Consider the following 26,277-nt stretch of genomic DNA (forward strand, 5'->3'; position numbering starts at 1 on the left):
CAAATGACAGTGCGTGGGCCGAGCGGCGCCAGTTCCGAAGGCCCCGAAGCCCTCGCACCCGACCCCGGAGCAGTTGAAGGAAGCGAAGGAAGCATTCGCGAAACTCGGCGGTGCTTACGAAGAGTTACGTGGGACCGGTGCAAGGGGCACGGTGCACTACTTCACGTTGCCGCGGACGACCGACGACGCGACCCTGAAGCGGGTACCAAACTTGTCATTTGCATTCGGGATGGGCCTCAGTTTCACGGAGGTAACGGACGAAGGCCTCAAGGAATTGAAAGGGCTCACCGGCCTATCCGACCTGAACCTCGGGGCTACGAAGGTGACTGACGTGGGCCTCAAGGAACTCAAAGGGCTTACTCAACTCACGGGGCTCGATTTCTTCGGCACAAAGGTGACGGACGAAGGTCTCAAGGAGCTCGGCGCTCTCATCGGCCTTACGTCTCTGAACCTTAGCTGCACCCTTGTGACGGACCGGGGGCTCAAGGAACTGAGCGGACTCGTCGATCTCACCTTCCTGGACCTCGGCGACACGAAGACAACGGACACGGGCCTCAAAGAGCTGAAGAGGTTTACCAAGCTCACCGCGCTGCACCTCAACCACACCCCGGTAACGGACACGGGGCTCAAAGAGCTGAAGGGGCTCACTAACCTCACCGACTTGGATCTCGAACGCACGGGGGTGACGGACGCGGGGCTCAAAGAACTCAATGGGCTTACCAATCTCACCGTACTGAACCTCAGATTCGCGGGAGTGACGGATCGAGGACTCAAGGAGTTAAAGGGATTCACCAAACTCACCCAATTGTGCCTCGGCGCTACGAAAGTGACGGATCAGGGGCTCAAGGAGTTGAAGGGGTTTACCAAACTCGCCGTGCTGAACCTCGTCAACACTCAGGTGACGGATAAAGGGCTTCAAGAACTGCGCGCCGCACTGCCCGATTGCGAGATATTCCCGAACGAACCGGACCCCGTGCCTGCGATCGTAAATATGGTGTGGGAGCACCCGTCCTTGTAGGCCAAATGGGTACGCACGATGATCCGTGCCGGGCGGCTTTACGCGCACGATTTCAACATGGCGCGGGTGTCGCGCATGGCCTGCACGACGGTGCCCGGTAGCGCTTTGTGGAACGCCGCGGCGCGGATCGGGGTCCACCCCCGCGCCAGGACCGGGAAGTGCGGGCACGCGACCAGGTTGTACCCGACGATGTTGTGCTTCCGCTGAACGTGGGCCGCGAGCCGCTCGGCGACCGCGATCAGCGCGACCAGTTCGCGGTGGGCGGTCTCTTCGGCCGGCCGGTGGTGGTTCAAGATGGCGCGGGCGATGGTGTCCGGGAGCTTGTTGCGGACCGCGAAGGCGTGGCCGATCGAGCAGTGGTCGCTGCCCAACTGCTCGCGTTCGAGCCGGGGCGTGTCTTCGCTTTCGTCCGCGGTCAGCAGGCGCGCCGCGTCCACATCGTCCGGGCACTTCACGCACGCGACGAGGCGCCCGATGTCGTGGAGTAGGCCCGCCGTGAACGCCGCCCCGGGCTGCCCGATGTCCGCGTCCTTGCTGAGTCCGGACGCGAGCCGGGCGACGAACAGCGAGTGCTTGAGGATCACGTCGCACCGCTCCTGAACGGCCGCCGAGCAGCGGTTGTACACGGTTTTCACGCCCATCGTGCTGAGCAGCTTGCAGCACTCTTGAAGCCCCATCCGCAGGACGGCCTGTTGCACGTCCTCGATCGCCCGCGCGCCCCGGAGCGCGCAACTGTTCGCGGCACGCAGCACGCCGGCCGCGAGTACCGCGTCGCGGCGCACGAGCCCGGCGACTTCCGCGACCGACACGTCGGAGCGGTTGGCCATTCCCATCACCTGCACCGTGGTATCCGAGAGCGTCGGGTACGTGTCCGCGCGATCGAGATCGGTGACGGTGATTTTGCGGGAGCCGGTCTGGGACGGGCGGTCGGTTCGGGGGGCTCGGAGCAACAAGAGCGACACGCGCGCCTCCGTATTGGGCGGGAACGGGATACGAATGAGTAGGATGGAAATAGATTTGAGGCAACCGCGCACCAAACGGATAAGTTCCGGTACCGAAAAGTGCTCCCGCCGCGCGAACGAACCCGCTGCCATTTTCTGCACAATCACAATTCGGGCTCTCGTACTCGCGCCCGCTCCGCAAACTCCTCGGTCACCGCAGCCCGCAGCTCTAGTGCGATCGGTTGGACGATTCTTGATCCGTATGAAGATCGCGATGGTAAACGAACGCGGGTGGGGCGGCGTAAAGTCCCGCGAGCGCGCTACCGGGTCGAAACGCATAAAATCCAGGCCCGAACAGAGGAGCGCGGGGCCGGGCGCAATCTTGCGGCGGCCCGGAAACTGGCGCTCCCGTGCATGTCAACAAAGGAGACACGGTGTCGGAACCCGGTCGACACCGGCCCGCACGCGCCGGAAATATTTGAATCTACAAGCTAGTCACAGACGAATTCGCGGGGTAAGAATGTCCGACGGCAGGAGGCGGCCCCTTCTGAACTCGCAACCGCCGTCCTGCTCCTCGTCAACTCAACACTTCCTATCGTTCGAGAGGGTCCAGTATGGGCTTCCCTGACCGGTCGCGCTTTGGCCGCACGCGCCTCGCCGTGGAGCTGCTCGAAGACCGCACAACGCCCACCAAATTCGCCGAACTGACGCTGCCGGAACTCGTCGCCACGGGAGCGGTCGCCGGGGACCGCGTGAACGTGGTCATGAGCGCGAGCACCAACACCGCCGCGGACGCGGCCACTCTCGCCGCCGCGCCGTTCGCCACGAGTGTGCGGGCGCTCGGGTTCGGGATCTACAGTGTGGCGCTAACCGCGGGCACCGACCTCGGGACCGCAGCCGCCTACCTCGCCGCGCGTCCCGGGGTGGCCACGGTCACGCCCGACGTGATGATCCGGGTCCAGCGCACGCCCAACGACCCGTCGTACTCGTCGCTCTACGGGATGACGAAGATCGGCGCCCCGACCGCGTGGGACTCCAGCACCGGGAACCGGAATTTTGTCGTCGCGGTCATCGACACCGGCGTGGACTACAACCACCCGGACCTCGCCGCGAACATGTGGAAGAACACCGGGGAGATCGCGGGCAACGGCGTCGACGACGACCGCAACGGGTACATCGACGACATTTACGGGTGGGACTTCGCCAACAACGACAGCAACCCGATGGACGACAACGGGCACGGCACGCACGTGGCCGGCACCATCGGCGCGGTGGGGAACAACGGGGTCGGGGTCGCGGGCGTGAACTGGAACGTCCAGATCATGGCCCTCAAGTTCCTCAGCGCCAACGGGAGCGGGTACACGAGCAGCGCCGTCGCCGCGCTCAACTACGCGGTGGCCCGCGGGGTGAAGCTCTCGAACAACAGTTGGGGTGGGGGCGGGTACGACAGCTCGCTGGCCGCGGCCATCGGGCGCGCCCAGACCGCGGGGCACATCTTCGTGGCCGCCGCGGGAAACAGCGGGCAGAACATCGACAGCATCGCGAGCTACCCCGCGAGCTACATCCAGAGTTACAACAACGTCGTCACGGTCGCGGCGACCGACAGCGCCGACCGGCTCGCGAGCTTCTCGAACTACGGGGCCAGCGCCGTCACACTCGCCGCGCCCGGCGTGGGCATCCTGAGCACCACCCCGAACAACACGTACAGCAGCTACAGCGGCACATCGATGGCGGCGCCGCACGTCACGGGGGCCATTGCGCTGTACTGGAGCGCGAACCCGACCCTCACCTATTCCCAGGTGATTGCCAAGCTGAAGAGCTCCGTGGACCCGGTCGCCGGTCTGAGCGGGAAGGTCTCCACGGGCGGCCGACTGAACGTCGGGAAGATGTTCGCGTCCACCAGCCCGCCGCCGGTCGTCTCGACCGGACCCAAGGTGACTGCCGCGACCTTCAGTGGTTCCACAGCGACACAACTCGACAAGGTGCGAGTTACCTTCGACCGAGCCATCAACGCCGCTACCTTCACCGCGGCCGATATCGTCGGCCTCACGGGGCCGAACGGCGCGATCACGGCAAGCTACAGCATCGTGGCCGTGGCCGGGTCGAACAACACGCAGTTCGACATCCTCTTCGGCGCCCGAACGGTCGCCGGGAGCTACTCGCTGACGTTCGGGCCGAACATCGCCGACGTGAATGGCAAGTTGATGGACCAGAACGGCAACGGCACTCTGGGCGAGACGACCGCGGACCGGTACACCGCGACGGGCGCGCTCGTCCTGAACGTCACCAAGACGTACTCCGCGACCGGGCTGCCGCTGGCGATCCGCGATTACATGACGACGTCCTCGACCATCAACATCACCGACGCGATCAAGATCAGCGACCTGAACGTGAAGGTGAGCCTCACGCACACCTACGACAGCGACCTGGTCATCACGCTGACGTCCCCGACCGTGAACGGCGTGGCGGGCAAGACGGTGACGCTGTTCAACCGGCGCGGCGGGAGCGGCGACAACCTCACCAACACCACGTTCGACGACGAAGCGGCGATCGCAATCGCGAGCGGCGCGGCCCCGTTCAACGGCACGTTCCGGCCCGACGCGCTGCTCTCCGCCTTTGACGGCCTGAACACGCAGGGCGTGTGGACGCTGAAGGTGACCGACATGGCCGCCTACGACACCGGGAGCCTGACCGGGTGGTCGCTGGTCGTCAACGGGACCACGGGCGCCGGCCCCAGCGGGAAGTCGATGGCCCTCGGGTTCCACGACGATTTGGTCCTCGCGCACGAGGCCCCCGCGCCGATCACGTTCGACGCGGCCCCGATCGCGGTGGAAGTGAGCGCGCCGGCCCGCGGCACCTCGACCTCGTCGTTCGCCGTCGACTATGGCACGTCGAGCACCCGTGCCCCGCTCTCGTGGATGGCGCCGGAAGCCGAGCGCCGGTCGTCCGCGTGGGCGGACACGGCTCGGGGCGAAACGGACACGAGCTTCACGCCGCGCGAGACCCGTTTCGCGAACCGCGACGACTCCGATTCGCCGCACGGCGCGGCGGTCGCGACGCTCTACTTCGCGCCGGAAGCGTCGGCATCCGATTCCGGTAGCGTGATCGACTTCTTCTTCGACGCGGAAGTCTAAAACTCGGTCCGGGGCACGGTGTTTACCGTGTTTCCGGAGCTTCCCGGGGCGCGAGAGCCCTGTCCGCACCTTTGACCGGTAGAATCGTGCGCCACGACGGCGCCGGGTTGTGGGGCCGGTGCGATGTGCGGGCGGGGCGCTCGTGCCCCGGTGTGCGTGTCCGTCTACTCGGCTTGACGTTCCGGCACCGGTCGTGTGTGCTAAGGGAGGTTCATAACTTACGGAGTGGTACGCGATGGGAATGGAGAACTACAGCCCCCACCAACAGAAAATCATCAAGCGGTATTACGATAACATCGATCAGGTTTCGTGGCAGCGGCTGGCGGAACTGGTGGCCGATTTGTACCTCGCCGAAGGTAAGAAGCGCGACAAGATGTGGACCTCCGCCGCAAGCTTCATGGAGAAGCTCAAGGTGCCCAAGACCCGCATCGACGTGATCGTGGCGAAAAAAGATGTGGAGGCGCTCGCGAAGCTCGTCAAGGAACTGATGGGCAAGGAGTGACTGATACCGAATCCGATTGATCCGTAACCCTCTCCAATGTTGGGGAGGGTTTATCATGACGCGACTACCTGTTGTTCCGCACTTGACACACGAAGAGATCGATCTGCGATACCGGAGTTGTCCCGACGGGGCCGAGAAGAGCCGGTGGCATGTCCTGTGGTTGGTCACACGCCCTGACCAATCGCTCTCGGCTACGGCGGCCGCACAGTTGGTCGGATTCACGCCCGCCTGGGGCCGTGCCATCCTCAAGCGGTACAACGCGCGCGGACCCGAGGCACTCATCGACCGACGCCGGAATAACGGGGCCGCCTTCAAGTTGACGCCCCCTCAACAAGCGGAGCTGTTCGCCACGCTCCAGAAGCCCCCTCCTGACCACGGGTTATGGAGCGGACCCAAGGTCTCCGCCTTCGTCAAAGACCGGTTCGGCATCGCGATCGTCAAGCAGACCGGGTGGCAGTGGCTCAAGGAACTGGGGTTCCGCTTGGTGGTCCCACGCCCCCGGCACCCCAAGGCGGCCACACGTTCCCAGCAACGGGCGTGGCTTTGACGAGCTGGTCGGTCTCATGGCTGAACTGCGCCAGAGCCACCACGACAAAGAGGTCGAACTGTGGTGTGAAGATGAGGCCCGGCTTGGGCTCAAGCCGGTGGTGCGGCGCGCGTGGGCACTGAAGGGAACGCGCCCGAGGAGCAACGGGCGGCACAAGTTCGAGTCCCTGTTCGTGTACGGGTTCGCCCATCCCAACAGCGGGCGGAGCCGGTTCCTGATCCTCCCGAAGGCGAACGCCGAGTGCATGGGTCAAGCCCTGGCGGACTTCGCGGGGTGGGCGGACCCGGATGGACGTAAGGTGCTGGTGGTGATCCTCGATGGGTCGGGTGGGCACACGGCCAAGGGATTGCGGGTGCCGCCCAACGTCGTACTCCACCGCCAGCCCAGTTGCACCCCGGAATTGCAGCCCGCCGAGCACTTGTGGCCGTTGGTCCGCGAGGGCTTGGCCAACCAAGTGTTCAACGATCTCAACGGGCTAACCGCGACGCTCACGACGCGGTGCCAGTGGCTGACCGAACACCCGATGGTTGTCGGCGGGGCCGTTGGGTTCCACTGGGCCGTCGCCGCCTGACGGTTACGGATCAACCGGATTTGGTATGATACCCCGCTCCCGCGAGCGCGTCTTGCGGGAGCGGAAGCTCCACTCGTTCGTTGACACTCGCGGTTCGCCAAAAGACAGGCACTTCGCTTTCACACCCAAATAAATCGCTCCCGCCATCGAAGTACACCACAATCGGTGTCCCGAGGGCGGGCAATGAGCCTCAATACCTGGATCGGCTTGTTCCTCCTCACTTCGCTATTTTGGGCGTGGCTCCTGTTTCTGGGCGGAGCGCGGTGGCTGGAAGGATCGTGGCTGATCGCCTTTATCGTTGATTTCAGCGCGATGGAGTGGACCGCCGACGGCATCCGGCTATTCGCGATGCTGATGTGGATTCTGGAAACGATCTGGTTCGGAATCGGGCTGTTCGTTCCGGAAGTGCGCTTCTGGCCGTAATGTCTCGGGGCACAGCGGGCGGGGCATTTCACCCCTTCACCCGCTCGCACTTTCACCCCTTCGTACTCAAACTCACTGCCATCCGCGGCGCTTGAACACCCAGCCCGCCGCGAACAGCCACGCGACCGCCAGCCCCAGCGCCGCGGCCAAGTGCTTCCAGTGGGACGTTTGCACCGCGCCGCTGAGCGCTGCGTGCAGAATGCGCGGGCCGTGGAACTCGACCGCGAGGTACGACAGGAACGGGATGCCGTTGATCGAGCAAATGAGCAGCAGCATCGACACGGACAGCAGGTAGCACATCCCGCCGAGGAACGCGGCCCGCTGCGTCTTCGCCCACGCCGCGATCGTCATTCCAATACCGAGGAACCCGCCGCCGACCGCGAACAGCGCCAGCCAGAAGAACAGGCTCGATAGCACGTCCGGCTTATAGACGGCCGCGAGCGTGGCCGCGAGCCCCAGCCCGAACGCGGGATAGAACACGAACTTCGCCACGAGCAGTTCGGTCGGCGAAGCCGGGGTGAGCGCCTGTGCGAGTAGCACCCCGCGCTCGCGCTCCTCACAGTTGAGCGTCGGGAGCAAGTAGACGCACGCGAAGTACAGCGCGAACACCACCATGCCGGTCGCGATCGCGGCGCGGAAGTCGAGTACCTTCCCGCCCAACCCGCGGCGATCGATCACCAGGTCCGGTACGATCGGCGTGGCCCCGGTCGCGCCCTCGTGTTTGCGCACGGTTTCAATCTGCTCCTGGAAGTGCTTGTGGGCTTCGATTATCAGCCACTTGTCGGAATCAAATGCCGGTTCCGTCGGGAGTACGGCGCCCGGTAGTTTCTTGGCGGCTTCGGCCTCGAACGCGCGCCGGCTCTCCTTCCAGAGCCACTGCTCGTAGGGGGCGAGCGCGTTGGGTTCGCCGTCGGGGTGCCACACATAAATCTGAACCGTGGACCGCTTCCCGGGTTCGGACCGGGTCGTGATCTGAATGGAGCCGGTGCCGGGCGGCGAATCGAGGAGCGTACCGATTTTCGCCGGATCAATCTCGCGGAAGACGACCTGTGCCTTCAGGTCCGGGGGGACGTTGTCCCGCAAGTGCTCGACCAGCGGCGACGGCCGGTCGTAGTCGACGTAGCAGTGGTGAACGCCGCCGACCATGCTCGTGCCGGCCGCCGCGGTTTCCCGGGGGGCGAACACGCTCAGGAGCACCGCCGCGGCGACCAGCAAGAACGCGAGCGCGATGCCCCCGCGGTTCGCCAGGTGCCGCGCGAACTCTTTCTTGATGAGCGCCTTCAGGATGTACCAGCGCATAGCGGGTTCGCGTCCGTTGGGAATCGGTGATTAATTTAACAGGCGCTGCCCGTAAGCGATCCGCGCGACACCTTCTGCGGCCCCGAACGCGGCGCCGAGGGTGAACAGTATCAGCCCGATCGTGCGGCGCCCGGAGGGATCGGCCCAGGCCCATACCGCGTCGAACGAGCGGCCCGCGAGTGCGACCCAGCCGCCCACGAGCACGAGCCAGCACCCGGCCATCAGAGCTTCAGCGTGTAGCCCGAACCCGAGCGCGACCGACAGGTGGTTCAGCCCGAGGAAGAGCGCCCCGACACCGAGAAACACCCGTGGGGGCGGTCGGTCGATCTTCTTGCGAACCCCCTTTGTGTGCGCCTTGGCCATGTCACGGCCTCAATCGAATGCGTGCCCCGTGAGCTTCAGGAACGTCGCGTGGAAGTCGAACTCGCGCGTGCGGACGCTCAGCACGCGGCCGGCGGTGACCAGACCCGCGAGGTCGGTGCGGCCCGCGGGTGTGTCCATATCGAAGACGAGGCGCTCGCCGTCGTCGCGGATCACGTCCACCTTGCGCTCGGTGTGTTGTTGCTTCAGTGCCAGCGGCGAGTCGAGCGCGACTAATTTTCCGCGCGCCATGATCCCGACGCGGTCGCAGATCTTTTCGACCTCGTCCATGTCGTGCGTAGTCAGGATGATCGTCGCGCCCATCTTCACGCGCTCGCGCAGGATGCGGTGAACGACTTCTGCGGAGTGGATGTCGAGGTTCGCGGTGGGTTCGTCGAGGTAAAGAACTTGCGGTTCGTGGAGCAGCGCGCGTGCGAGGAGTAACTTCTTCCTCATCCCGAGCGAGTACCCGCGCACTTGGAGGTCGGCGGCCTCGTCGAGTTCGACCATCTTCAGCACTTGTGTCACGCGCAACTTCGGTACGTTGTAGAGCTGGCCGAAGAACTCCAGGTTGCGCCGGCCGGTGAACTCCTCGAAGTGGTTCTCGCGGTCGGGCACGTAGCCGAATATGGGTTTGATCCGCGACCACTCGCGCACGACGTCGCGCCCGCCGATGGTGACGCTCCCGCCGCTCGGCTGGCGCTGACCGATGAGCACGCGGATCGTGGTGGACTTGCCGGCCCCGTTCGGCCCGAGCAGCCCGAACAGTTCGCCGCGGCGGATGTCGAGGTCGAGCCCGTCAACGGCGGCGAACGCGCCGTACAGCACGCGCAGCCCCGCGATGCGAATCATGACGTCAGGTGGAAGCAAGATGACTCACCGCTTCGGGTACAGGGCGCCCGAAGGGAGGATAGAACACAAAATGGCCGCAGTGCGACTTGCAGCATAACGACAGCGGCGCACGGGGGCTTCCGCCACGTGCGCCGCAACTGCTGGCTCACTCGTCAGTTGGCGCACAACCCGGGGTGCGGGTGGTGACGAAATACTTCGCGTCCGGGTGGTGTACCACGATGGCCGTGGTGCTCTGCTCCGGTTCGAGTTGGAACTGTTCGCTCAGCGTGATTCCGACGCGGGTCGGGTCGATGAGCGCGAAGAGTTGCTTCTGGTCCTCGAGGTTCGGGCACGCGGGGTAGCCGAACGAGTACCGGCACCCGCGGTAGTGGCCCTTGAACAGCTTCTGGATCACCGGGGAGTCATCGCCCCCGATGCCCCACTCGTGCCGGAGCTGCTGGTGGAAGTATTCCGCCAGCGCTTCGGCACTTTCGACGCCCAGACCGTGCAGGAACATGTAGTCCTGGTAGCGGTTCGCGGCGTACCACTCCTGCGCCACGCGGGTCACCTCGCGGCCCATCGTCACCGCAGTGAACCCAACGTAGTCGACCGCCCGGCCGTCGCGCAGCGGCTCGACGTAGTCCGACAAGCACAGGAACTCGCCGAAGTCCTGGCGCGGGAAGTCGAACGTGTTGCGCGGCGTCTTGTGGTCGGCCTCGTAGATCGTGAGCGTGGTGCCGTCGCTGGCCGCCGGGAAGAACCCGTAGGTCACGCCGGGCCGCAGGATGTTCTCGGCCAAACATTGTGCCTTCAGCCGCGCGAGTGCGGGCTTAGCCACCTCTTCGATCTGCTTCGCGTACACCGCGAGATCGACGCCGCCCTTGCGGAACCCCCACTGCGTGCTAAACAGCGTCAGCTCGTTGACGAACTTGAACACCTCGTTCATGTCGAAGTTGGTGCGGTGCCTCGACCCGATGAACGGCGGAACGGGCACGTCCGGCGCCTTCGGTAGCGACGGCGATCGCGGCGGCAGGTCGGCTCGCGGTGCGCGTGGGGTAGTACGCGCACGCGGGGGGCTTCGAGTGTCGCGGCCCCGCCGGTTTCACCGATCCCGCGCGCCGGGCGCCCTTCGGCGAGTTTCGCGAGTGCGGGGCTCGCCCGGCCCACATTGTACTTCTTGCGGCGCGCGAGTTCGTCCATCACGTGCAGCCCCTCGAACGCATCCGCGCCGTAGAAGACTTCGCCCTTGTAGATCGCACGCAGGTCGTGTTCGACGTAGCGCCGGTTGAGCGCTGCGCCGCCGAGGATCACGGGCGGGGCCAGCCCGCGCTCGTTCAGCGTGACGAGATCCTCTTTCATGATGACGGTGGACTTCACGAGCAGCCCGCTCATGCCGATGGCGTCCGCTTTGTGCTCCTTGAACGCGGAGATCATCGCGTCGACGGGCTGTTTGATTCCCAGGTTGTAGACCTTGTAGCCGTTGTTCGTGAGGATGATGTCCACGAGGTTCTTGCCGATGTCGTGGACGTCCCCCTTCACCGTCGCGAGGACGATCTTGCCCTTCTCCGCGCCCTCGACCTTCTCCATGAACGGTTCGAGGTACGCGACCGCGGACTTCATAACTTCCGCGGACTGGAGCACGAACGGCAACTGCATTTGCCCGCTGCCGAACAGCTCGCCGACCACCTTCATCCCGTCGAGCAGGACGTTGTTGATGATGTCGATCGGCGAGTGCTTCGCGCGCGCCCCATCCAGGTCCGCGACGAGGCTCTCGCGGCGCCCCTGGATGATCGCCTGGCGCAACCGTTCTTCGACCGTGTCGCCGAGCGACTGAGTTTTCTTGCTCTCGGCCTTCTTGTCCGCGTAATGCGCGATGAGCATTTGCAGCGGGTCTTCGGTGCAGTTACCCGCCGCATCAAACACGCGCTCGTCGAACAGCAACCGGCGGCACAGTTCGCGCCCTGTTTCGTCGATACTGGCCAGCGGCATGATCTTGGCCGCGTGCAGAATCGCCGAATCGAGTCCGTATTCGAGCGCGTAGTGCAGGTACATGCTGTTCAGCACCTGTCGCGTGTACGGCGCGAGCCCGAACGAGCAATTCGAGAGACCGAGGTGCGTGAGCGCGCCGGGCAGGTTCTGCTTGATGAGCCGCAGCGCCTCGAACGTGGCGATTGCGCTCTTGCGGGTTTGCTCCTGGCCGGTGGACAGTGGGAACACGAGCGTGTCGAACATCAGGTCCGTCGGCGGGATGCCGTACTCGTGGACCACGATGTCGTAGATGCGCTTCGCGACCTCGAACTTCCACTCCGCGGTATCGGCCTGGCCCTTCTCGTCGATCGTCAGCGCGACGAGCGAGGCGCCGTACTTCTTCGCGAGGATCGTCTTCGGGTCGAGCGTCTTGCGGCCGTCTTCAAGGTTGATGCTGTTGATGAGCGCCTTACCGCTACACAACTTCAACCCGGCTTCGATCACCGGCACTTCCGTGCTGTCGAGCATGATCGGCTTCGTCAGCACCTCGTTGTAGCGCTTGATGACCTCCTTCATATCGCGCACGCCGTCGCGCCCGACGTAGTCCACGCACACGTCGAGGATGTGAACACCCTCGCGCTCCTGCTCCTTCGCCATCTCCACGAGGCCGTGCCAATCGTCCTTTTCGAGCAACTGCTTGAACTTCCGGGAGCCGTTCGTGTTCGTGCGCTCGCCGACGAGCAGCGGGCGCTGGTCGACCAGCAGTTCCTGTGTGCTCTGGAGGCTCGATACGGCCGGGATGTAGACCGGCGTGCGCTTCGCGGGCGCCTTCCCGTGGAGCTTGTCACACACGGCCTTCAGGTGGGCGTGCGACGTGCCACAGCATCCGCCGATGATGTTCACGCCGAGTTCAGTGACGAACCGATCCAGCCACTCAGCGACCGTTTCGGGGCTCATCGGGAAGTACGTCTCATCGCCGCGGGTCTCGGGCAGTCCGGCGTTCGGCAGTACGCTGAGCAGCCGGTTACAGTGCCGGCTCAGGTGCTTGATACCGTCGGCCATCAGGTCCGGACCGACCCCGCAGTTCATCCCGATCACGTCGATCTCGTCGATCGGCTCCAGAGCCACGAGCGCGCCGGGGATATCGGTCCCCGGCAGCATCTTCTGCCGCGCGTCGATGATCGTGAGCTGCACCATCAGCGGGAGCCGCACGCCGGCGCGCTTCATTTCCTCAATGGCGGCGATCGCGACGCACTTCGCCTGGAGCGGGTCGAAGCACGTTTCGACGAGGAGGGCGTCCACTCGCTCCTCGAGCATCACGCGGATCTGCGGCCGGTAGGCGTCGGCGAGGGTATCGAAGTCCGCGTAGATCGCGGGGTCGGTGAGCGACGGCATCTTGGTGCCCGGCCCGATCGAGCCGATCACGAACCGCGGCCGACTTGAAGTTGCGAACTCCGACGCGACCTGCTTCGCGATGCGGATGTTCAACCGGTTGATCTCGGCGAGCTTGTCGCCCATGCCGAAATCGTCGAGCACGATCTGTGAGGCGTTGAACGTGTTCGTCTCGACCCCGTCGCACCCGGCCGCGAAGAACCCGCGGTGGATCTCGGCGATCCACTCGGGCCGCGTGTACACGAGCGCGTCGGACAGGTTCATCAGCGACTTGCCGTTAGGCGCGTGCCCCCAGTCCTGGTCCGCCGGCTTGTACTTGTGGAGGCTGGTCCCCATTCCACCGTCGAGGATGACGACGCGCTCGCGGGCGGCGTTGAGGAACGGGTGGTCGAGAGGTGCGGGCATGCTGGGTCCGTTATGTGCGCAATGGGGCTTTAATAGTTGTACCGAAAGTGCCGGTGCGCCTTAACTGGAATATGCAACGGATTCGAGCGACGTGAAATAGTAGCAGCCGACCCGCTCCGTCCGTGGGCGGGTCGGCCGCAGCCTGCCGTGGCGTCCGTGCCACAGGCCACACAGCCGGGGTAGGGTTCGCAGCGGCTCTCCGCAGCGGGACAGAGGAAGCGGTTCTGTCCCGGGCGTCTTCCCTGACACCGTTCCCGGCGCGTTCCCTGCGGCGGGTGCGAAAGAGCCACGAACCGGCCCGGTGCCGTGTTTCGTGACGACGCGGTCCCTTGCGGCTCTCGGGCCGCTGAGTTGCGTCGCGTGTGTCGTGCGAAATCACCGCCGCGAGTTGGCGGATAGCGATCGCGGAGAACGCGGCACCCGAAGTTCGATTGTGCCGTGAACCCGTTCCGCCGTTACTGGGCGGAAAGTCCGGGACTGGTTCTCCGACGCGGGAGCTGTGACTTGGACAGGAGAGTTATTCGGGTCATCCCGATTCCTCGCGTCGTTTGCGTCTCAGTCATGGGGGGAACGATACCCATTGCGCCGGCTGTGTCAACGGGTAAGCCATTGCCAACGCGGTGTCATTGGATAATCGCTCCAACTCGCACAATGCGAACGACTTCGGGCGGAGTGGCTTGCGCGGTGTTTGTGAGTCAAGGGCGGAGTTGTGTGGTGTAACGCGAACGAAACACGTCCGCGGTTCGGATCGCAATTCGTTGCTGCAGCGCGAGTTGAGTGAGTGGGCCGGTCGGTGTGAAAGGCGTGCGAGGAAAAAATCGAATGTGCGGAAAAAGAAAACGCCTCCGCCTGTGCCGTGTGCGTCGCCAGTTGGGAACCCGCTAATTGAGAAGGGCGCCTCGCCCGAGTGTTTCGGATCCCACTACAGTCCCGACGACGAGCGCCGGGGATGGGCTTGCGAGCGACTCGAGCATTAAAATAAAGGCTCCCGAGCAGGTTAGTGTAGGTTCGCCAATATAGAGCGCGACACATCACGAACACCGCAGAGGCGAGATCATCTTACCTCGCACGTGTGCGCAGAGCAAACTAAGTGTCTTGCCTGTGTGGGGAGGGTGTATCCAAATTCTCTGGGGTCATGCCGCCAAGCTCCAATAGGCCTGCCACTGGATGGAGTTCCGCACGCAGACCAGGCTCGCCATCGGTCGGACGTTCTTCTTGAGCCAGCGAGCACCTCGGGCTTTCAAACGCAATCCCAGGGTCTTGGCTTGTCCTTCCACCGCACCGCTGCCGATGGCCTGGCCACGGGCCAACCGATCACGATACGCCAAACGATTCGTGTGCTTGGCGAAGTAGCCCAACAACTTCTCCGTCGCCTTCTGCCTTCGTGTCCGTTCTTCGAGAGTCTCGACGGACAACAGTTCTGACACCCACACGCACACACCACCCCAACCCTCACGCAACAACACGTCGCGACCGCGCTCAAAAGCAGCACGGGCCTCGTCGGTCCCCTGGCCGAATATCCTCTGCGCACAAAGGCTCAACCGCTCACTGGCGTGGTAAATGTCCAGCGTCTCTCGACAACCCGGCAGCACACGATTGACCGACTTCCAAATCCAACTGGCCCCGTCACCCAACGCATGGACGCTCGACCACTGCGCCACACCCAACTGACGCAACGACGGACCCCAACGGCGTCGAAACACTTTCGATTTGGCGATCATCGCGAACGACACGACCGCACCGGCCGGGGGCAAGCGCTCGTCGTCCTGCCACTGCTCGGGTGATACCGCCGTGCCGGCCTCACGCTTGGAAATCACTGCGATCTTCAGGTCTTTCCAGCCTTCTTCGCGGGTATTGACCTTGCCCGCGTCAATCGCCAACTCGATCTCGCCTGGGGTTTGGCGAAACGTCTGGGCCGTGGCGTGATCCTGGGGTTGGAACGTCGTCATCGCCCGGCCATGCGTTCCCACGAGCTGGCGCGCGGTCTCGGGGGCCAACTTCACTCCCAGCAACTCCCGGAGATGTTCGCGGGTCTTGGCGAACGACACATCGGCAGCCAAACGACAGCAATGCTTCTGAAGAACCGTGCTGAATCGCTGCGTCAGACCGATGACGGCATCGGCTGCGTAAGCTCCTTCGGCTCCACAGCGGCATTGCCAATAGTGTCGCGTGAGGTTCAGAGGGCCGACAGTGGTCACGAACTGCCGGGGCTTTTTCCCGCGGTCTTCTTTGGCTCGCCCGCAGTCGCAGATTCGGATCGGCGACCCTTTTTTTCGGCGGCTTGGATGCGTCGGGTGACCGCATCGGCCAAGAGGTTTTTGGTCAGTTCGCGTCCCTTGGGTATGACCGCCGTTTCGCAGGCGTCCAAGACCGTGCCGTTGGCCGCGGAGAGCGCCAGAGCTTGGAGCTCTTCGTGGACGGCCAATAGCTGCCGGACTAGCGCTTCGCTTTCGGCGGGGATTTCAATCGTGACGGTCTTGCTCATAGAACATCCCTGTTCGCATCCGAGAACACCCCACTTACCCAAATTCCGCCAACCCCACCAGAGAAGTTAGTTACACCCTGTGGGGACGCAAATATTAAGAGCGGCCGCAGATCAACGCGGATAACACGGATCGGAACAAATTCAAACGCGCGGCGGTCAGAAAAAGAACGCGAAAAACGCCGCGATATATTGCGATAACCTCGTTTTCTCGCATTTTTGTCGCCCGTACTCATTGTTTTGATCCGTGTTACCCGCGTTGATCCGTGGCCGCTCTTTCTTTTGTCACTCCGAGATGGGCGCACCGTACTCCAGTTTCGCGCGGCACTTAACCGCTCGCGCAGTTGCTTCGCGCCGAGCCGATCGCCAGCGCGCCCTCGTTCCTCGTTCGGCTCACTCGCGACAGTGTGGAATTTCTTGATTAGATCAATTTCGTTCAATATGGACACTTGATCCGATCTGATTTAGGCAAGATCTCAGGCGCGGCGATTTCGCGCGTCCGCTCCCCTTCAGCCGGGCTTCTTGCATCACTCGTCTCGTTTGGTAAGGCCCCGCGCCGCGATTCCGGGCGGGTGCTTTGTTCGTTGGGGCGTGTTCCAGCGAGAACACCCGATTACCTCAAAATGATGTGTTTCGTGCTCGAGTTCCAACGAAATGATTGTGTGACGGTCACCGTGGTTGCCTTCCGATCACAGCATTGAACTCGACCGCGGACCCGGCATCACAAAAAGCCGCGAAGACGCTAACTCGCGGTCACGGAATCGGTCGGTTCGCGACTGGCGCGGCATTTGCTAAATAGTATTTTTGGCTTTCATTTTTATCAAGCAATATCCAATTTCACAACGCTTGCCAATCGTTGAACGATTGGAATGGGTTTTCCATTTGAAGCGCATCGTGGTGGTCGCGTTCGCAAATAAATGGCGAACGTTACCAACGTGAAACTGGCTGACGGAGTACTTTTCTCAACACGCTCTCTTCTCCCTTTCATTCGAGCCGCCCAGTGATACTGGGCCTCTCACCAGTAGGAGCGACGGGCAATGAGTGTCGTGAAACGGCTGCGGTTGTTGCCGGTGCTGCTGGGGGTGTCCGCGACCCTCGCGGCCCTGGGCACGACCTTGTTCGGGGACGTGCGGACGGGTACGTCCGCGCCCGGTGCGGGCCCGGTGGGCGGGCGCCCGGACGGGGGCCGGCTCGTGGACGAGCTGGTGGCGACCAAGTTCGGTACGGTTCCGGTGCTCACGTACCAGCCGCGGGACGGGGAGCTCGTGTTCGCGTGGCAGGTGCGCCCCGAGGTTCCGGCCCCGGCCCCGCGCCCGCGCGACGTGCTGGTGCTGGTGGACACGTCCGCGAGCCAGGCCGGGCGCGCGCTCCAGCAGGCCCGTCAGATCGTGACCGGTCTGGCCGCGCAGTTGGGCTCGGGTGACCGTGTGAGCGTGTGGTCCCTGAGCACCCCGGGTGCGACCCGGGCCCTGACGGCGGGGTTCCAGGCCCCGGGCGCGGAGGACGTGGCGGAAGCGGCGCGGGCCCTGACCGAGGTCGAGTACGGCTCGGGTGCGACGGACCTCAAGGGGGGGCTCGAGAAGGCGCTCGCGACGCTGGCCCCGAACCGGGGTCGGCACCAGGTGGTGTTGTACCTGGGTGACGGGGAGAGCGCGTTCGAGCGCGTGAGTGAGTCCCAGCGCCTGGCCCTGGGGGGGCGGATGGACCGGGACGACGTGGGGTTCTTCGCGGTGCCGCTGGGCCTGAAGCTGGACGCGCAGAACCTGCACGGGCTCACGGCCCTGACGGGGGGGGCCGTGGTCCGGGTCCAGGAGGACCTGTCGCAGGCGCCGGGTCAGAAGGCGTTCGTGGGGCGCCTGGTGGGCGCGCTGGACGTGGCGGTGGTGAAGCCCGAGACGTGGTCGTTCGGCCCCGAGGTGGGCGAGTCGTACCCGACCAAGCTGCCCCCGCTGCGCGCGGACCGGGCGACGCTGGTCATGGGCAGGATCGCCCGGCCGGGTGCGACGGGGGTGAGCGCGACGGTGAACGGGACCGTGTCGGGCAAGGGTGTGGTGCTGAACCTGTCGCAGGCGCTCCCGGCCCCGCGGGTGGACCACTTCTTTTTGAACCTGATGGTGACCCAGTGGAGGAACGCGCCCCACAAGGACGCGCCGGCGATGCTGCAGTCGGACCGGGCGCTCGCGCTGGCGAGCACGCAGGTGAAGCTGTACCGGGACGAGTTCCTGACGCAGGCGGTGTGGGCCGTGAGCGTGGACCGGTTCGACGAGGCCGAGAAGCTGTACGCCGCGGCCCGGAAGGTGGACCCGACGGACCGGGAGGCCGCGCACGGGGCCGCGCTGGTGGCCAAGATGCGCGCCGGGGCCCTGACCCGGGCGGACCTGGCCAAGCAGGTCGGGGGCCCGGCCCGGGCCGCTCAGGAGCCCAAGGGGGGGCCGCGGCGGGTCCGCCGGTGAGCCCGGGCGCGGGGGGGCGGACCTGGTGCGCGAGGCCGCGGCCCGGCGCCAGATCGAGGAGCAGCGGTACCGGGTGCTCGTGGACGCGACGATCCGGCGCGCCCGTCAGTTCCTGCGGACCGACCCGGAGGGCGCGTACCAGGACCTGAAGCGCCAGCGCGACGAGATCCAGGGGTACGACGGGCTCGGGGCCGAGGCCCGGCGCCAGCTGGTGGGCGACCTGGAGGCGCAGATGCGCGAGGTGTTCGTGAAGGGGGCGGAGATCAAGCGCCAGGCGGACGCGGAGCGCCAGGCCCTGGCCCGGACCCGGCAGCACCTCAGCGAGTTCGACCGTGCCGCGGACGCGCAGGCGAGCGACAAGAACCGGATCGACCAGTTCCGCCAGCTCATGCAGCACGCCCGGTACGCGCTCGCGTACCAGGAGGCGCAGCTCATGGTGCAGGAGAAGACGAACAAGGGCCTGGCGGTGCCCCCGACCGCGACCGCGAGCTACATCATCGGTCAGCAGGCGACGCAGCTGCGCGAGTGGAAGGAGCTGACCCGGGTGCGCGAGGACCGGTTCCTGCAGGCGATGATGCAGACCGAGAAGTCTCACATCCCGTACCCGGACGAGCCCCCGGTCCACTTCCCCCCGGCGAAGGTGTGGCAGGAGCTCACCGGGTACCGGAAGAAGGTGTACGAGAACTCGAACCTGGGTGCCAACGGGGGCACCGGGCTGAAGCAGATCCGTGACAAGATCGAGGACCCGACCCGGCCCGTGGACCTGGGGGACAAGAACCTCAACGAGGTCCCGCTGTTCGAGTTGCTGTCGCTCCTGTCCAAGCGGTACGAGGTGTCGTTCGTGATCATGGAGGAGTACTTCAACGCGGAGCAGCAGCCGAACATCAAGGAGGCCAAGGCGAAGCTCGTGTCCACGCAGCTCCAGGGGCTCACCCTCGGGAACTTCCTGGACATCGTGCTCCTGTCGATGAACGCCACGTACGTCGTGCGCCCCGAGTACATCGAGATCACCACGTTCAACCGGCGCCTCGAGGAGAAGGTGACCCAGGTGTTCCCGGTCGCCGACCTCGTGATCCCGATCCCCCAGTCCGTTAATCAGCGAACATTATTCCAGAACCAGCAGTTCCAGAACCAGAGCCTGGCGATCTTCGGTCAGGCGAGCCTGTTCGGTGGGGGCTTGCAGAACATCGGTGGTAACTTCGGGAACCCGTTCGGCGCGGGTGGTGTGGGCGTGGGTGGGAACCCGCTCAACGCGATGGGCGGTGGCGGGCCGTTCGGTGGCACGGGCCAGCAGCTGGGTAACCAGGGGAACCTGGGTGCCGGGGGCGGGATCACGGGTATCACGGGCGGGCAGTTGGGTCAGTTCGGGAACCTGGGGGGTCAGTTCGGTCTCCAGGGCGGTGACCAGAGCCAGTTGCTCATGCGCCTGATTTTTGAGACCGTGGCGAAGGGGGAGTGGGCGAACATCCCGAACACGCAGCCGATGCCGGGGATGGGGGAGGACGAGGTGCCCACGGTGGACGCGGCCAAGTTGAACTCGCTGGGGTACTACCCTCCGGCCCGTGCGCTGATCGTGCGCGGGACCACGCGGTACCACTCGGCGACCACGATCAAGCTCAAGAAGACGGCCGAGGGCAACGCCCAGGGCCCGGGGGTGGGCGCCCGGGTGGCGGGGCCCTGGTCATCGGGCCGGGTGGCGCGGGCAACGGTGGGGGCCGGTGAACGCGGTGGCGGGTGTGGCCCCGACGCTGGTGAACCCGAAGGTGGACCCGGTCGCGGACCGTCGGAAGCTGGGCACGGACCCGCGCACGATGTGGAGCAACGCGATCGACCGGACCGTGACGGACCCGGGTCTGATCGTGGCGTGCGCGGAGTTCCTGATGGAGTTCGAGGAGTACGGTCACGCGGCCGAGGTGCTCAAGGGGAACCTGCGCAAGGGCCTGGCGACCGAGGCGTGGGCGCACGAGGCCCTGGGCGTGGCGCTCCGTGCGGCGGGCGCGAGCCCGGTCGAGGTCGAGCGCGCGTCGGTGTCGGGGGTCGACCTGGACCCGGGCAGTGCCGCGGCGTACCTGCGGGCGGCGCGTGCCGAGGCGGACCTGAAGAACCACGGCCGGGCGGTGGCGTTCTGCCGGCGCGCGGCCGCGTGCAGCCCCGAGGACCCGACGCCCTATGCGAACGCGCTGGCGTACGCGGAGCGGGCCAGCGACGTGCGGACCGACGCGGTGGTGTGGGCGGCGAACGGTCTGCTGGCCCGGGACTGGAACACGAGCGACGGGATCGACTACCACGAGCAGGCCCGGGCGCGCCTGCCCAAGTTGGAGGCCCGGCTCCGGGACGCGGGCCAGGGGACCGAGGCCCTGACCCGGGCGGTCGCGGAGCAGGGGCGCCGGGACCTGGTGATCGAGCTCCAGTGGCAGGGTAACGCGGACCTGGACCTGGTGGTGTCGGAACCGACGGGCTCGGTGTGCTCGGCGACCCACACGCGCACCACGGGCGGGGGTGTGCTCAAGGGTGACCTGCTGGCCCAGGGCGCGGACCGGTCCGAGGTGTACGCGGCCGCGCGCGCGTTCACCGGTGCGTACACGGTGTCGGTGAAGCAGGCGTTCGGGCGCCCGCTGGGTGGGAGCGCGCGGATCAAGGTGACCCGGTTCCAGGGGACGGACCGTCAGTCCGTGGACCTGTTGGAGGTTCCGGTGGGCGGTAAGGGGGTGGAGGTGAAGCTGGACGGGGGCTCGCGCACGGCCCTGGCGGTGCTGTCCGAGGAGCTCGGTGCGGTCCGTGAGGTGCGCTCGGAGGCGCCGGGCGCGGGGTCGGGGCAGTCGGGTCTGGGTGCCGGGTTCGGGACCGCGGGGAGCGCGCTGGGTGCCCCGGTGACGTCGTCGGGCGGGGTCGAGGCCCCGCTCGTGTCGGCCCCGGCGGAGACGCGCGAGGCCGGGATCTCGGCCGGGGCCGCGGACATCCGGGCCACGTACAAGCTGAACCCGGACCGCAAGTCGTTCCGGGTCGACGTGACCCCGGTGTTCACCGGCACCAGGGGCGACATCGCGCTCCCCACCGTCCCACTGCTCCCGGGCGGTGAGAAGTAAACACGATCCCACCCGAATCGGGAAACACGGTTCGGGCGCGGAAACGTGAACCCACGGCCCGGCCGGGATGTCTCATCCCGGCCGGGCCGTGGCGTTGGGTTCGAGCTTCTTGTTTTTAGCCGTTTCACGAGCCCGCGTGCTCTGTGAGTACGGGCGCATCGTACTCGAGTTTCGCGAGTGCGGCGTTCAATCGCTCGCGGGCCTCATCGCGGTCGGCGCGCAGTTTCACCTCTTCTTCTGTGATCTTCGCCAGGCGGTCTTCTTGTTTGTCGAGTGTGGCGACGAATCGCTCCCGGAGCGCCTTCTCGCTCGCCCGGTCGCCGAGTGCGCCGAGGTTCTCGCGGATGCGCTTTTGCTCCGCGTGGATCTTGTTCCGCTCGTCGTTGAGCTGGGACAGCTTCTCCTCAATGCGGCCGACCTGCTGTCGCTGCGCGAGCACTTCTTTCAGTGCCTTCTCGGTCGCTTTGTCGAGGTACTTCGCAGAAACCCACGCCGCGAGCTGCTTGTCGGTGATGTCCGCGAGGCCGAACGACTGAAACAGCGTTTGCTGTTGCTGGACGACGAACTTGCTCGCGGTGCCGGGCGGGAGCGGGAACCGGAACCGCCAGTAGTTTTCGGTCGTCTCGTGCGGTTTCGCGGTCTCTACTAGTTTCCAGTGCGAATCATCACGCGGGTGATCGAGGTACACCACCTGTTCCTTTTCGGATTTACTATTGAACGTGTACGTCGTCTTTTGCACTTCGGCGTAGTGCGTCTTGAGTGTGCCGTTGCGGATCGTCACGCGCGTCACGCGGTCGCTGTGCGAGTCGATGTTGTCGAGCACACGGACCGCCAGTTCGACGGCGTAGCCGACCAGTCGCTTTTCCGTCGGTTTGAGCGTATCGAGCATCGCTTCGCCGACGTAACTGCCTTGTTCGAGTACCGTGACCGGCCCGCCTTCGAGCGTGAGCCCGGTCGTGTTCTCGAACTCGACACAGCGGATCGGGTTCTCCGCCCGCGCCGACTTCTGGTAGAGCAGCACCGAGCGCCCGGCGAACGGCTTCAGCAGAATCGGCACGAGCGCGGACTGGTTCCGGCGCACGGTAACGGGTTTGTCGATGCCGTACTCGAACAGGTCGCCTACCTGCCGCTCGCGCGTTTGCGCTTGAACTGAGGAGACCGCGGACTCAGGTTTGCGGCCACCTCCGCCGTAGCCACCACCACCCTCACCCCTCAACTTCTTGCGCATCATTGCGGTTCGAGGCGCGGGTGCGGCTTCGGCAAACGCTCCCATTGTTAGCATCTCGGCCTGTTCATAGTCTTCCACACCGGCTTCGGCCATCGGCGGAAGCACACCCGTCGTTTCTTTCACCTCGACCACGGGCCGGCGGACGTATCGCGGCGTGTAGAGATCGTGCGTGAACGACACGGGCAGTCCCGCAACGAGCGTCAGGCTCACGTCCTGCCAGTCTTCGTCCGAAGTGTTGTCGACGACCGCCCAACCCTGGATGAGGGGAGAAGAGCCTTCCCCTTCATCCAGCAAGATCCGGTACGTCGCCTTCCAAACGGGCGCTTCGAGCACGTAGCTCACGCGGACCGTGCGTTTCCCCTCGCCCTGCGCGAACAGCGTGAACGTGCGGGCGTCCTTTTTCTTCGATGCGAGCTGGGTGCGGAGGTAGAAGTCGAGGTCGCGCTTGATGCCGTCGTCGAGGAGCGTCAGTTCGAGGTCGAAGAGGTCGAACGTGCGGATGTCGCCGGCGTCGGTGAGGAGGGAGAGCCGGTGCGTTTCTTCGAGACCGTGCTCGGTTCGCGCGTCCGTCTTGTCGATGCCGAGAATTGTGCCTTGAACCGCGGAGCCGCCGGCCGGCTTCACCGATACTCGCGCGCCCTTAATTTGGGGCAGCAACCCCTTCAGACTGCCCGAATCCGGGATGGAGAGTGCGATCTCCGCGAGTAATTGTTCGATCGGCGTGGTCGAGTCGTAACTGACCGCGGACACGATCCCGCCGTTCAAATCGAGCACGGTCAGCGACTTGAGGACGTCGCTCACCTCGCGCTGCTTAAACGAAAGCGAGAGCGACTGGTCGCCCTCAAGGTTCGTTTCGCGCTCGAAGTACCCGACCCCGTGCTTGTACAAGACCACCCGACGAATCGGTAAATCGGACATACGTGCTCCTTTGGAAGTTTCGAGTTCCGAGTTCCAAGTTTCAGCAGTTCCAAGTGAAAGCAAGTCGCTGTCCGCCGCTCACTCTCCGGCTCGGGCTTGGAACTGTTGGAACTTGGAACTGCTGGAACTGCAAGACTCGGAACTGTTGGAACTTGGAACTGCAAGACTCAGAACTATTGGAAGTTGGAACCCGGAACTTATAAAGACAGGACGCGCCACTTCCTCTCCGCGTTCGCGCTTTCCCCACCCGAGCGCCCCGGCCGCACCCGGAACATACTCGATGTCTCACGCACGCACTCCCCGCGAAGTTCTGGCGTTCATTCGTGAGCGCGAGGTCAAGGCCGTCGACTTCCGGTTCATGGACTTTCCCGGCTTGTGGAAGCACTTCACCGTTCCGGCCGAGGTGCTCGACGAGAACGCCTTCGAGGACGGGATCGGGTTCGACGGGTCCAGCATCCGCGGGTGGGTCGCGATCAACGAGTCCGACATGCTGCTCATGCCGCAGCCGGATACGCTGTTCATCGACCCGTTCTGCAAAGACGTCACGCTCGCGATGCTGTGCAACATCCAGGATCCGCTCACGAAAGAAGACTACTCCCGCGACCCGCGGAACGTGGCGCGAAAAGCCGTCAACTACATGAAGTCCACCGGGGTCGCGGACGCGGCGATGTTCGGGCCGTCCCTGGAGTTCTTCGTTTTCGACGACGTGAAATTCGACCAGACCCCGCACTCCGCGTTCTACTACGTCGACTCGGGCGAGGGGCAGTGGAACACGGGGCGCGACGAGCGCCCGAACCTCGGGTACAAGGTACCGTACAAGCAGGGCTATTTCCCGTGCCCGCCGCAGGACTCGTTACACGATCTGCGGAGCGAGATGATGCTCGCGATGATGCAGTGCGGGATGACCGTGGAGAGCCACCACCACGAGAAGGCCGGCGGCGGGCAGTGCGCGATCAACGTGCGGTACGACGACCTCGTCGCGATGGCCGACAACGTGCTGAAATACAAGTACATCGTGAAGAACGTGGCGCGCCGACACAACAAGGCCGCGACGTTCATGCCCAAGCCGCTGTTCGAGGACTACGGCAGCGGGATGCACGTCCACGTGTCGCTGTGGAAGGACAAGGGCGGGGACCGCGTGAATTTGTTCTCGGGTAGCGACTACTCCGGGTTGTCGGACGTCGCGATGTACGCGCTCGGTGGACTGCTGAAGCACGCACCGGCGCTCTGCGCGATCACGAACCCCACCACGAACAGCTACAAGCGCCTGGTGCCGGGCTACGAGGCGCCCGTGAACCTCGCGTACAGCCAGCGGAACCGGTCGGCCGCGATCCGCATCCCGGTGTACTCGTCCCGCGCGAAGTCGAAGCGGCTGGAGTTCCGCATCCCCGACGGGGCGGCCAACCCGTACCTCGCGTTCGCCGCGATGCTCATGGCGATGCTCGACGGCATCCGCAACAAGACGCACCCCGGCGACCCGCTCGACAAGGACATCTACGACATGCCGGCGGAGCAACTCAAGAACGTGCCGAAGACGCCCGGTACGCTCGTGGAGGCGCTCAACGCGCTGGAGCGCGATCACGAGTTCCTGCTGCACGGCAGCGTCTTCACCGAAGACGTGATCGAGACGTGGATCGACTACAAGCGGAAGGCCGAGGTCTCCGCGATCCGCGTGCGCCCGCACCCCTACGAGTTCGCACTGTACTTCGACTCGTGACCGTGCCCGCCCGGAATTCAGCCCCACTACGATTCGCCGAGCTTTTCCTGCGAGCGTTGAATCTCAGGGGCTGAATTCCGGGCGCCACTGAATTGGCCTTGTATCGTAGTTTTCTCGCCCGCTACACTACATTTCTCACCTCGGGCATGACGCCCCAGGCACGCCGGTCACGGAGGACTTGCAGCACATGCCCCCTCGCGCCAAAGAGAAAGAACCCGCCGCGCCGCCCGCTCGTCCGTTGATCGCGGTCAACACCGACTTCATCGCCCCCAAGAACGGCGTCCCGTTCGCCAAGCTCAACGTCGGTTACATCGATGCGATCCTGACCGCCGGCGGGCTGCCGGTCGTGCTGCCGCCGCTCCGCAAGGACAACCTCGCGGACGTCGACGCGCTGCTCGATCAGTGCGCGGGGATCGTGCTGACCGGCGGGGCGGACATGGACCCGCGGCGCAACGGGCAACCGCTCACGGCCGTGGTGAACCCGATGCCGGGCCGCCGCGAGGACTCGGACCGCTACCTGCTCGCCAAGATCTTTGAGCGCAAGATCCCCGTTCTCGGCATCGGCGTCGGGATGCAGCAACTGAACGTGTTCGCGGGCGGCACGCTGTACATGCACCTCCCCGCGGACAACCCGAAGGCGCTGCCGCACTTCGACCAGACCGGCGCCCCGCACCGGCACATGGTCCTCATCGAAGAAAACACCCGGCTCGACGACATTTACGGCACCCAAGAACTGCGGGTGAACAGCACGCACCACCAGGCCATCAACCAGATGGGCAAGCGGATGCGCGTCGCGGCCAAGGCGCCGGACGGCGTGATCGAGGCCATCGAATCGACCGACCCGAACTGGTTCTGTGTCGGCGTGCAGTGGCACCCGGAAGCGGACACCGCCAGCGCGCTGGACGTGCAAATCTTCGAGTGCTTCGTCCAGGCCGCGGTGCGGAACTCGGACGTGGCCCTCGCGGCCGCGTAGCCCTCAGTTTCGGGTTCCGCGCTCCCAGA

General features: G+C 65.0%; 19 protein-coding genes and 1 other RNA gene. 10 read left to right on the plus strand and 10 right to left on the minus strand.

From position 1 onward, the window contains the following. Nucleotides 1-13 precede the first annotated feature (13 nt). Entirely contained in the window at nucleotides 14-1,018 is a 1,005-nt protein-coding gene (locus tag VT84_RS01225) for a leucine-rich repeat domain-containing protein (protein ID WP_157469060.1), read from the plus strand. 38 nt (nucleotides 1,019-1,056) lie between these two features. On the opposite strand, the gene VT84_RS01230 is transcribed toward VT84_RS01225, so the two are convergent. Continuing rightward, nucleotides 1,057-1,980 (minus strand): HDOD domain-containing protein, encoded by a 924-nt coding sequence (locus tag VT84_RS01230; protein ID WP_162271553.1) that lies wholly within the window; start codon nucleotides 1,978-1,980, stop codon nucleotides 1,057-1,059. A gap of 593 nt (nucleotides 1,981-2,573) precedes the next feature. Between VT84_RS01230 and VT84_RS39410 the strand changes: the two genes are divergently transcribed. The 5 genes from VT84_RS39410 (at nucleotide 2,574) to VT84_RS01255 (ending at nucleotide 7,136) form a co-directional block, all read left to right on the plus strand. Further along, complete coding sequence (locus tag VT84_RS39410; protein WP_052562198.1) at nucleotides 2,574-5,093, plus strand: S8 family serine peptidase; 2,520 nt, start codon at nucleotides 2,574-2,576, stop codon at nucleotides 5,091-5,093. Between the two features lie 235 nt (nucleotides 5,094-5,328). Then, a complete protein-coding gene (locus VT84_RS01240; RefSeq protein ID WP_052562196.1) occupies nucleotides 5,329-5,595 on the plus strand; it encodes a hypothetical protein in 267 nt (88 codons plus the stop codon). 55 nt (nucleotides 5,596-5,650) lie between these two features. Then, complete coding sequence (locus VT84_RS01245; protein ID WP_082838205.1) at nucleotides 5,651-6,142, plus strand: winged helix-turn-helix domain-containing protein; 492 nt, start codon at nucleotides 5,651-5,653, stop codon at nucleotides 6,140-6,142. Nucleotides 6,143-6,158: 16 nt separating this feature from the next. Further along, on the plus strand, nucleotides 6,159-6,713 hold the full coding sequence (locus VT84_RS01250; RefSeq protein ID WP_052554770.1) for a transposase: 555 nt from the start codon (nucleotides 6,159-6,161) through the stop codon (nucleotides 6,711-6,713). Between the two features lie 183 nt (nucleotides 6,714-6,896). After that, nucleotides 6,897-7,136: a hypothetical protein gene (locus VT84_RS01255; protein ID WP_052562194.1), complete on the plus strand. Its 240-nt coding sequence runs from the start codon at nucleotides 6,897-6,899 to the stop codon at nucleotides 7,134-7,136. A gap of 72 nt (nucleotides 7,137-7,208) precedes the next feature. On the opposite strand, the gene VT84_RS01260 is transcribed toward VT84_RS01255, so the two are convergent. From VT84_RS01260 to VT84_RS01290, 8 genes are all read right to left on the minus strand, one after another. Further along, nucleotides 7,209-8,435 (minus strand): ABC transporter permease, encoded by a 1,227-nt coding sequence (locus VT84_RS01260; protein WP_082838206.1) that lies wholly within the window; start codon nucleotides 8,433-8,435, stop codon nucleotides 7,209-7,211. Nucleotides 8,436-8,465: 30 nt separating this feature from the next. Then, nucleotides 8,466-8,798 (minus strand): hypothetical protein, encoded by a 333-nt coding sequence (locus VT84_RS01265; RefSeq protein ID WP_052562190.1) that lies wholly within the window; start codon nucleotides 8,796-8,798, stop codon nucleotides 8,466-8,468. A gap of 9 nt (nucleotides 8,799-8,807) precedes the next feature. Beyond that, the gene (locus VT84_RS01270; RefSeq protein WP_157469063.1) at nucleotides 8,808-9,665 is read right to left on the minus strand and encodes an ABC transporter ATP-binding protein; all 858 of its coding nucleotides are present in this window, start codon (nucleotides 9,663-9,665) and stop codon (nucleotides 8,808-8,810) included. A 127-nt stretch (nucleotides 9,666-9,792) separates the two neighbouring features. Next, nucleotides 9,793-10,620 (minus strand): vitamin B12 dependent-methionine synthase activation domain-containing protein, encoded by an 828-nt coding sequence (locus VT84_RS37915; RefSeq protein WP_157469066.1) that lies wholly within the window; start codon nucleotides 10,618-10,620, stop codon nucleotides 9,793-9,795. Then, nucleotides 10,569-13,391: a homocysteine S-methyltransferase family protein gene (locus VT84_RS01275; RefSeq protein WP_157469069.1), complete on the minus strand. Its 2,823-nt coding sequence runs from the start codon at nucleotides 13,389-13,391 to the stop codon at nucleotides 10,569-10,571. Before VT84_RS01275 ends, VT84_RS37915 begins: the two co-directional genes overlap by 52 nt. A gap of 838 nt (nucleotides 13,392-14,229) precedes the next feature. Continuing rightward, nucleotides 14,230-14,443: non-coding RNA, 6S RNA (gene ssrS, locus VT84_RS01280), on the minus strand. A gap of 81 nt (nucleotides 14,444-14,524) precedes the next feature. Continuing rightward, complete coding sequence (locus VT84_RS01285; RefSeq protein ID WP_157469072.1) at nucleotides 14,525-15,451, minus strand: hypothetical protein; 927 nt, start codon at nucleotides 15,449-15,451, stop codon at nucleotides 14,525-14,527. Between the two features lie 134 nt (nucleotides 15,452-15,585). Beyond that, nucleotides 15,586-15,876, minus strand: a complete 291-nt coding sequence (locus tag VT84_RS01290) for a hypothetical protein (protein WP_052551189.1) — start codon at nucleotides 15,874-15,876, stop codon at nucleotides 15,586-15,588. Between the two features lie 1,034 nt (nucleotides 15,877-16,910). Between VT84_RS01290 and VT84_RS01295 the strand changes: the two genes are divergently transcribed. Together VT84_RS01295 and VT84_RS01300 are read left to right on the plus strand one after the other, a co-directional pair. Then, entirely contained in the window at nucleotides 16,911-18,326 is a 1,416-nt protein-coding gene (locus tag VT84_RS01295) for a VWA domain-containing protein (RefSeq protein WP_082838209.1), read from the plus strand. A 25-nt stretch (nucleotides 18,327-18,351) separates the two neighbouring features. Next, nucleotides 18,352-20,748, plus strand: coding sequence for a hypothetical protein (locus VT84_RS01300; protein ID WP_082838210.1), 2,397 nt, complete (start codon nucleotides 18,352-18,354; stop codon nucleotides 20,746-20,748). Nucleotides 20,749-21,536: 788 nt separating this feature from the next. Here the strand turns inward: VT84_RS01300 and VT84_RS01310 are convergent. Beyond that, entirely contained in the window at nucleotides 21,537-23,558 is a 2,022-nt protein-coding gene (locus VT84_RS01310) for a hypothetical protein (protein WP_082838212.1), read from the minus strand. Nucleotides 23,559-23,838: 280 nt separating this feature from the next. Between VT84_RS01310 and glnA the strand changes: the two genes are divergently transcribed. After that, nucleotides 23,839-25,275 (plus strand): type I glutamate--ammonia ligase, encoded by a 1,437-nt coding sequence (gene glnA / locus VT84_RS01315; RefSeq protein WP_082838213.1) that lies wholly within the window; start codon nucleotides 23,839-23,841, stop codon nucleotides 25,273-25,275. Nucleotides 25,276-25,462: 187 nt separating this feature from the next. Next, nucleotides 25,463-26,248 (plus strand): gamma-glutamyl-gamma-aminobutyrate hydrolase family protein, encoded by a 786-nt coding sequence (locus VT84_RS01320; protein WP_082838214.1) that lies wholly within the window; start codon nucleotides 25,463-25,465, stop codon nucleotides 26,246-26,248. Nucleotides 26,249-26,277 lie beyond the last annotated feature (29 nt).

This window comes from Gemmata sp. SH-PL17 (assembly GCF_001610855.1).
In the GTDB taxonomy this organism is placed as follows: Bacteria; Planctomycetota; Planctomycetia; order Gemmatales; family Gemmataceae; genus Gemmata; species Gemmata massiliana.

Bases quoted from the DNA above. Each gene is read 5' to 3' on its own strand.
- VT84_RS01275 (WP_157469069.1), bottom strand. From the start codon at position 13,391: ATGCCCGCACCTCTCGACCACCCGTTCCTCAACGCCGCCCGCGAGCGC.
- VT84_RS01295 (WP_082838209.1), top strand. From the start codon at position 16,911: ATGAGTGTCGTGAAACGGCTGCGGTTGTTGCCGGTGCTGCTGGGGGTG.
- VT84_RS01310 (WP_082838212.1), bottom strand. From the start codon at position 23,558: ATGTCCGATTTACCGATTCGTCGGGTGGTCTTGTACAAGCACGGGGTC.
- VT84_RS39410 (WP_052562198.1), top strand. From the start codon at position 2,574: ATGGGCTTCCCTGACCGGTCGCGCTTTGGCCGCACGCGCCTCGCCGTG.
- VT84_RS01290 (WP_052551189.1), bottom strand. From the start codon at position 15,876: ATGAGCAAGACCGTCACGATTGAAATCCCCGCCGAAAGCGAAGCGCTA.
- VT84_RS01245 (WP_082838205.1), top strand. From the start codon at position 5,651: ATGACGCGACTACCTGTTGTTCCGCACTTGACACACGAAGAGATCGAT.
- VT84_RS01265 (WP_052562190.1), bottom strand. From the start codon at position 8,798: ATGGCCAAGGCGCACACAAAGGGGGTTCGCAAGAAGATCGACCGACCG.
- VT84_RS01320 (WP_082838214.1), top strand. From the start codon at position 25,463: ATGCCCCCTCGCGCCAAAGAGAAAGAACCCGCCGCGCCGCCCGCTCGT.
- glnA (WP_082838213.1), top strand. From the start codon at position 23,839: ATGTCTCACGCACGCACTCCCCGCGAAGTTCTGGCGTTCATTCGTGAG.
- VT84_RS01240 (WP_052562196.1), top strand. From the start codon at position 5,329: ATGGGAATGGAGAACTACAGCCCCCACCAACAGAAAATCATCAAGCGG.
- VT84_RS01260 (WP_082838206.1), bottom strand. From the start codon at position 8,435: ATGCGCTGGTACATCCTGAAGGCGCTCATCAAGAAAGAGTTCGCGCGG.
- VT84_RS01250 (WP_052554770.1), top strand. From the start codon at position 6,159: ATGGCTGAACTGCGCCAGAGCCACCACGACAAAGAGGTCGAACTGTGG.
- VT84_RS01255 (WP_052562194.1), top strand. From the start codon at position 6,897: ATGAGCCTCAATACCTGGATCGGCTTGTTCCTCCTCACTTCGCTATTT.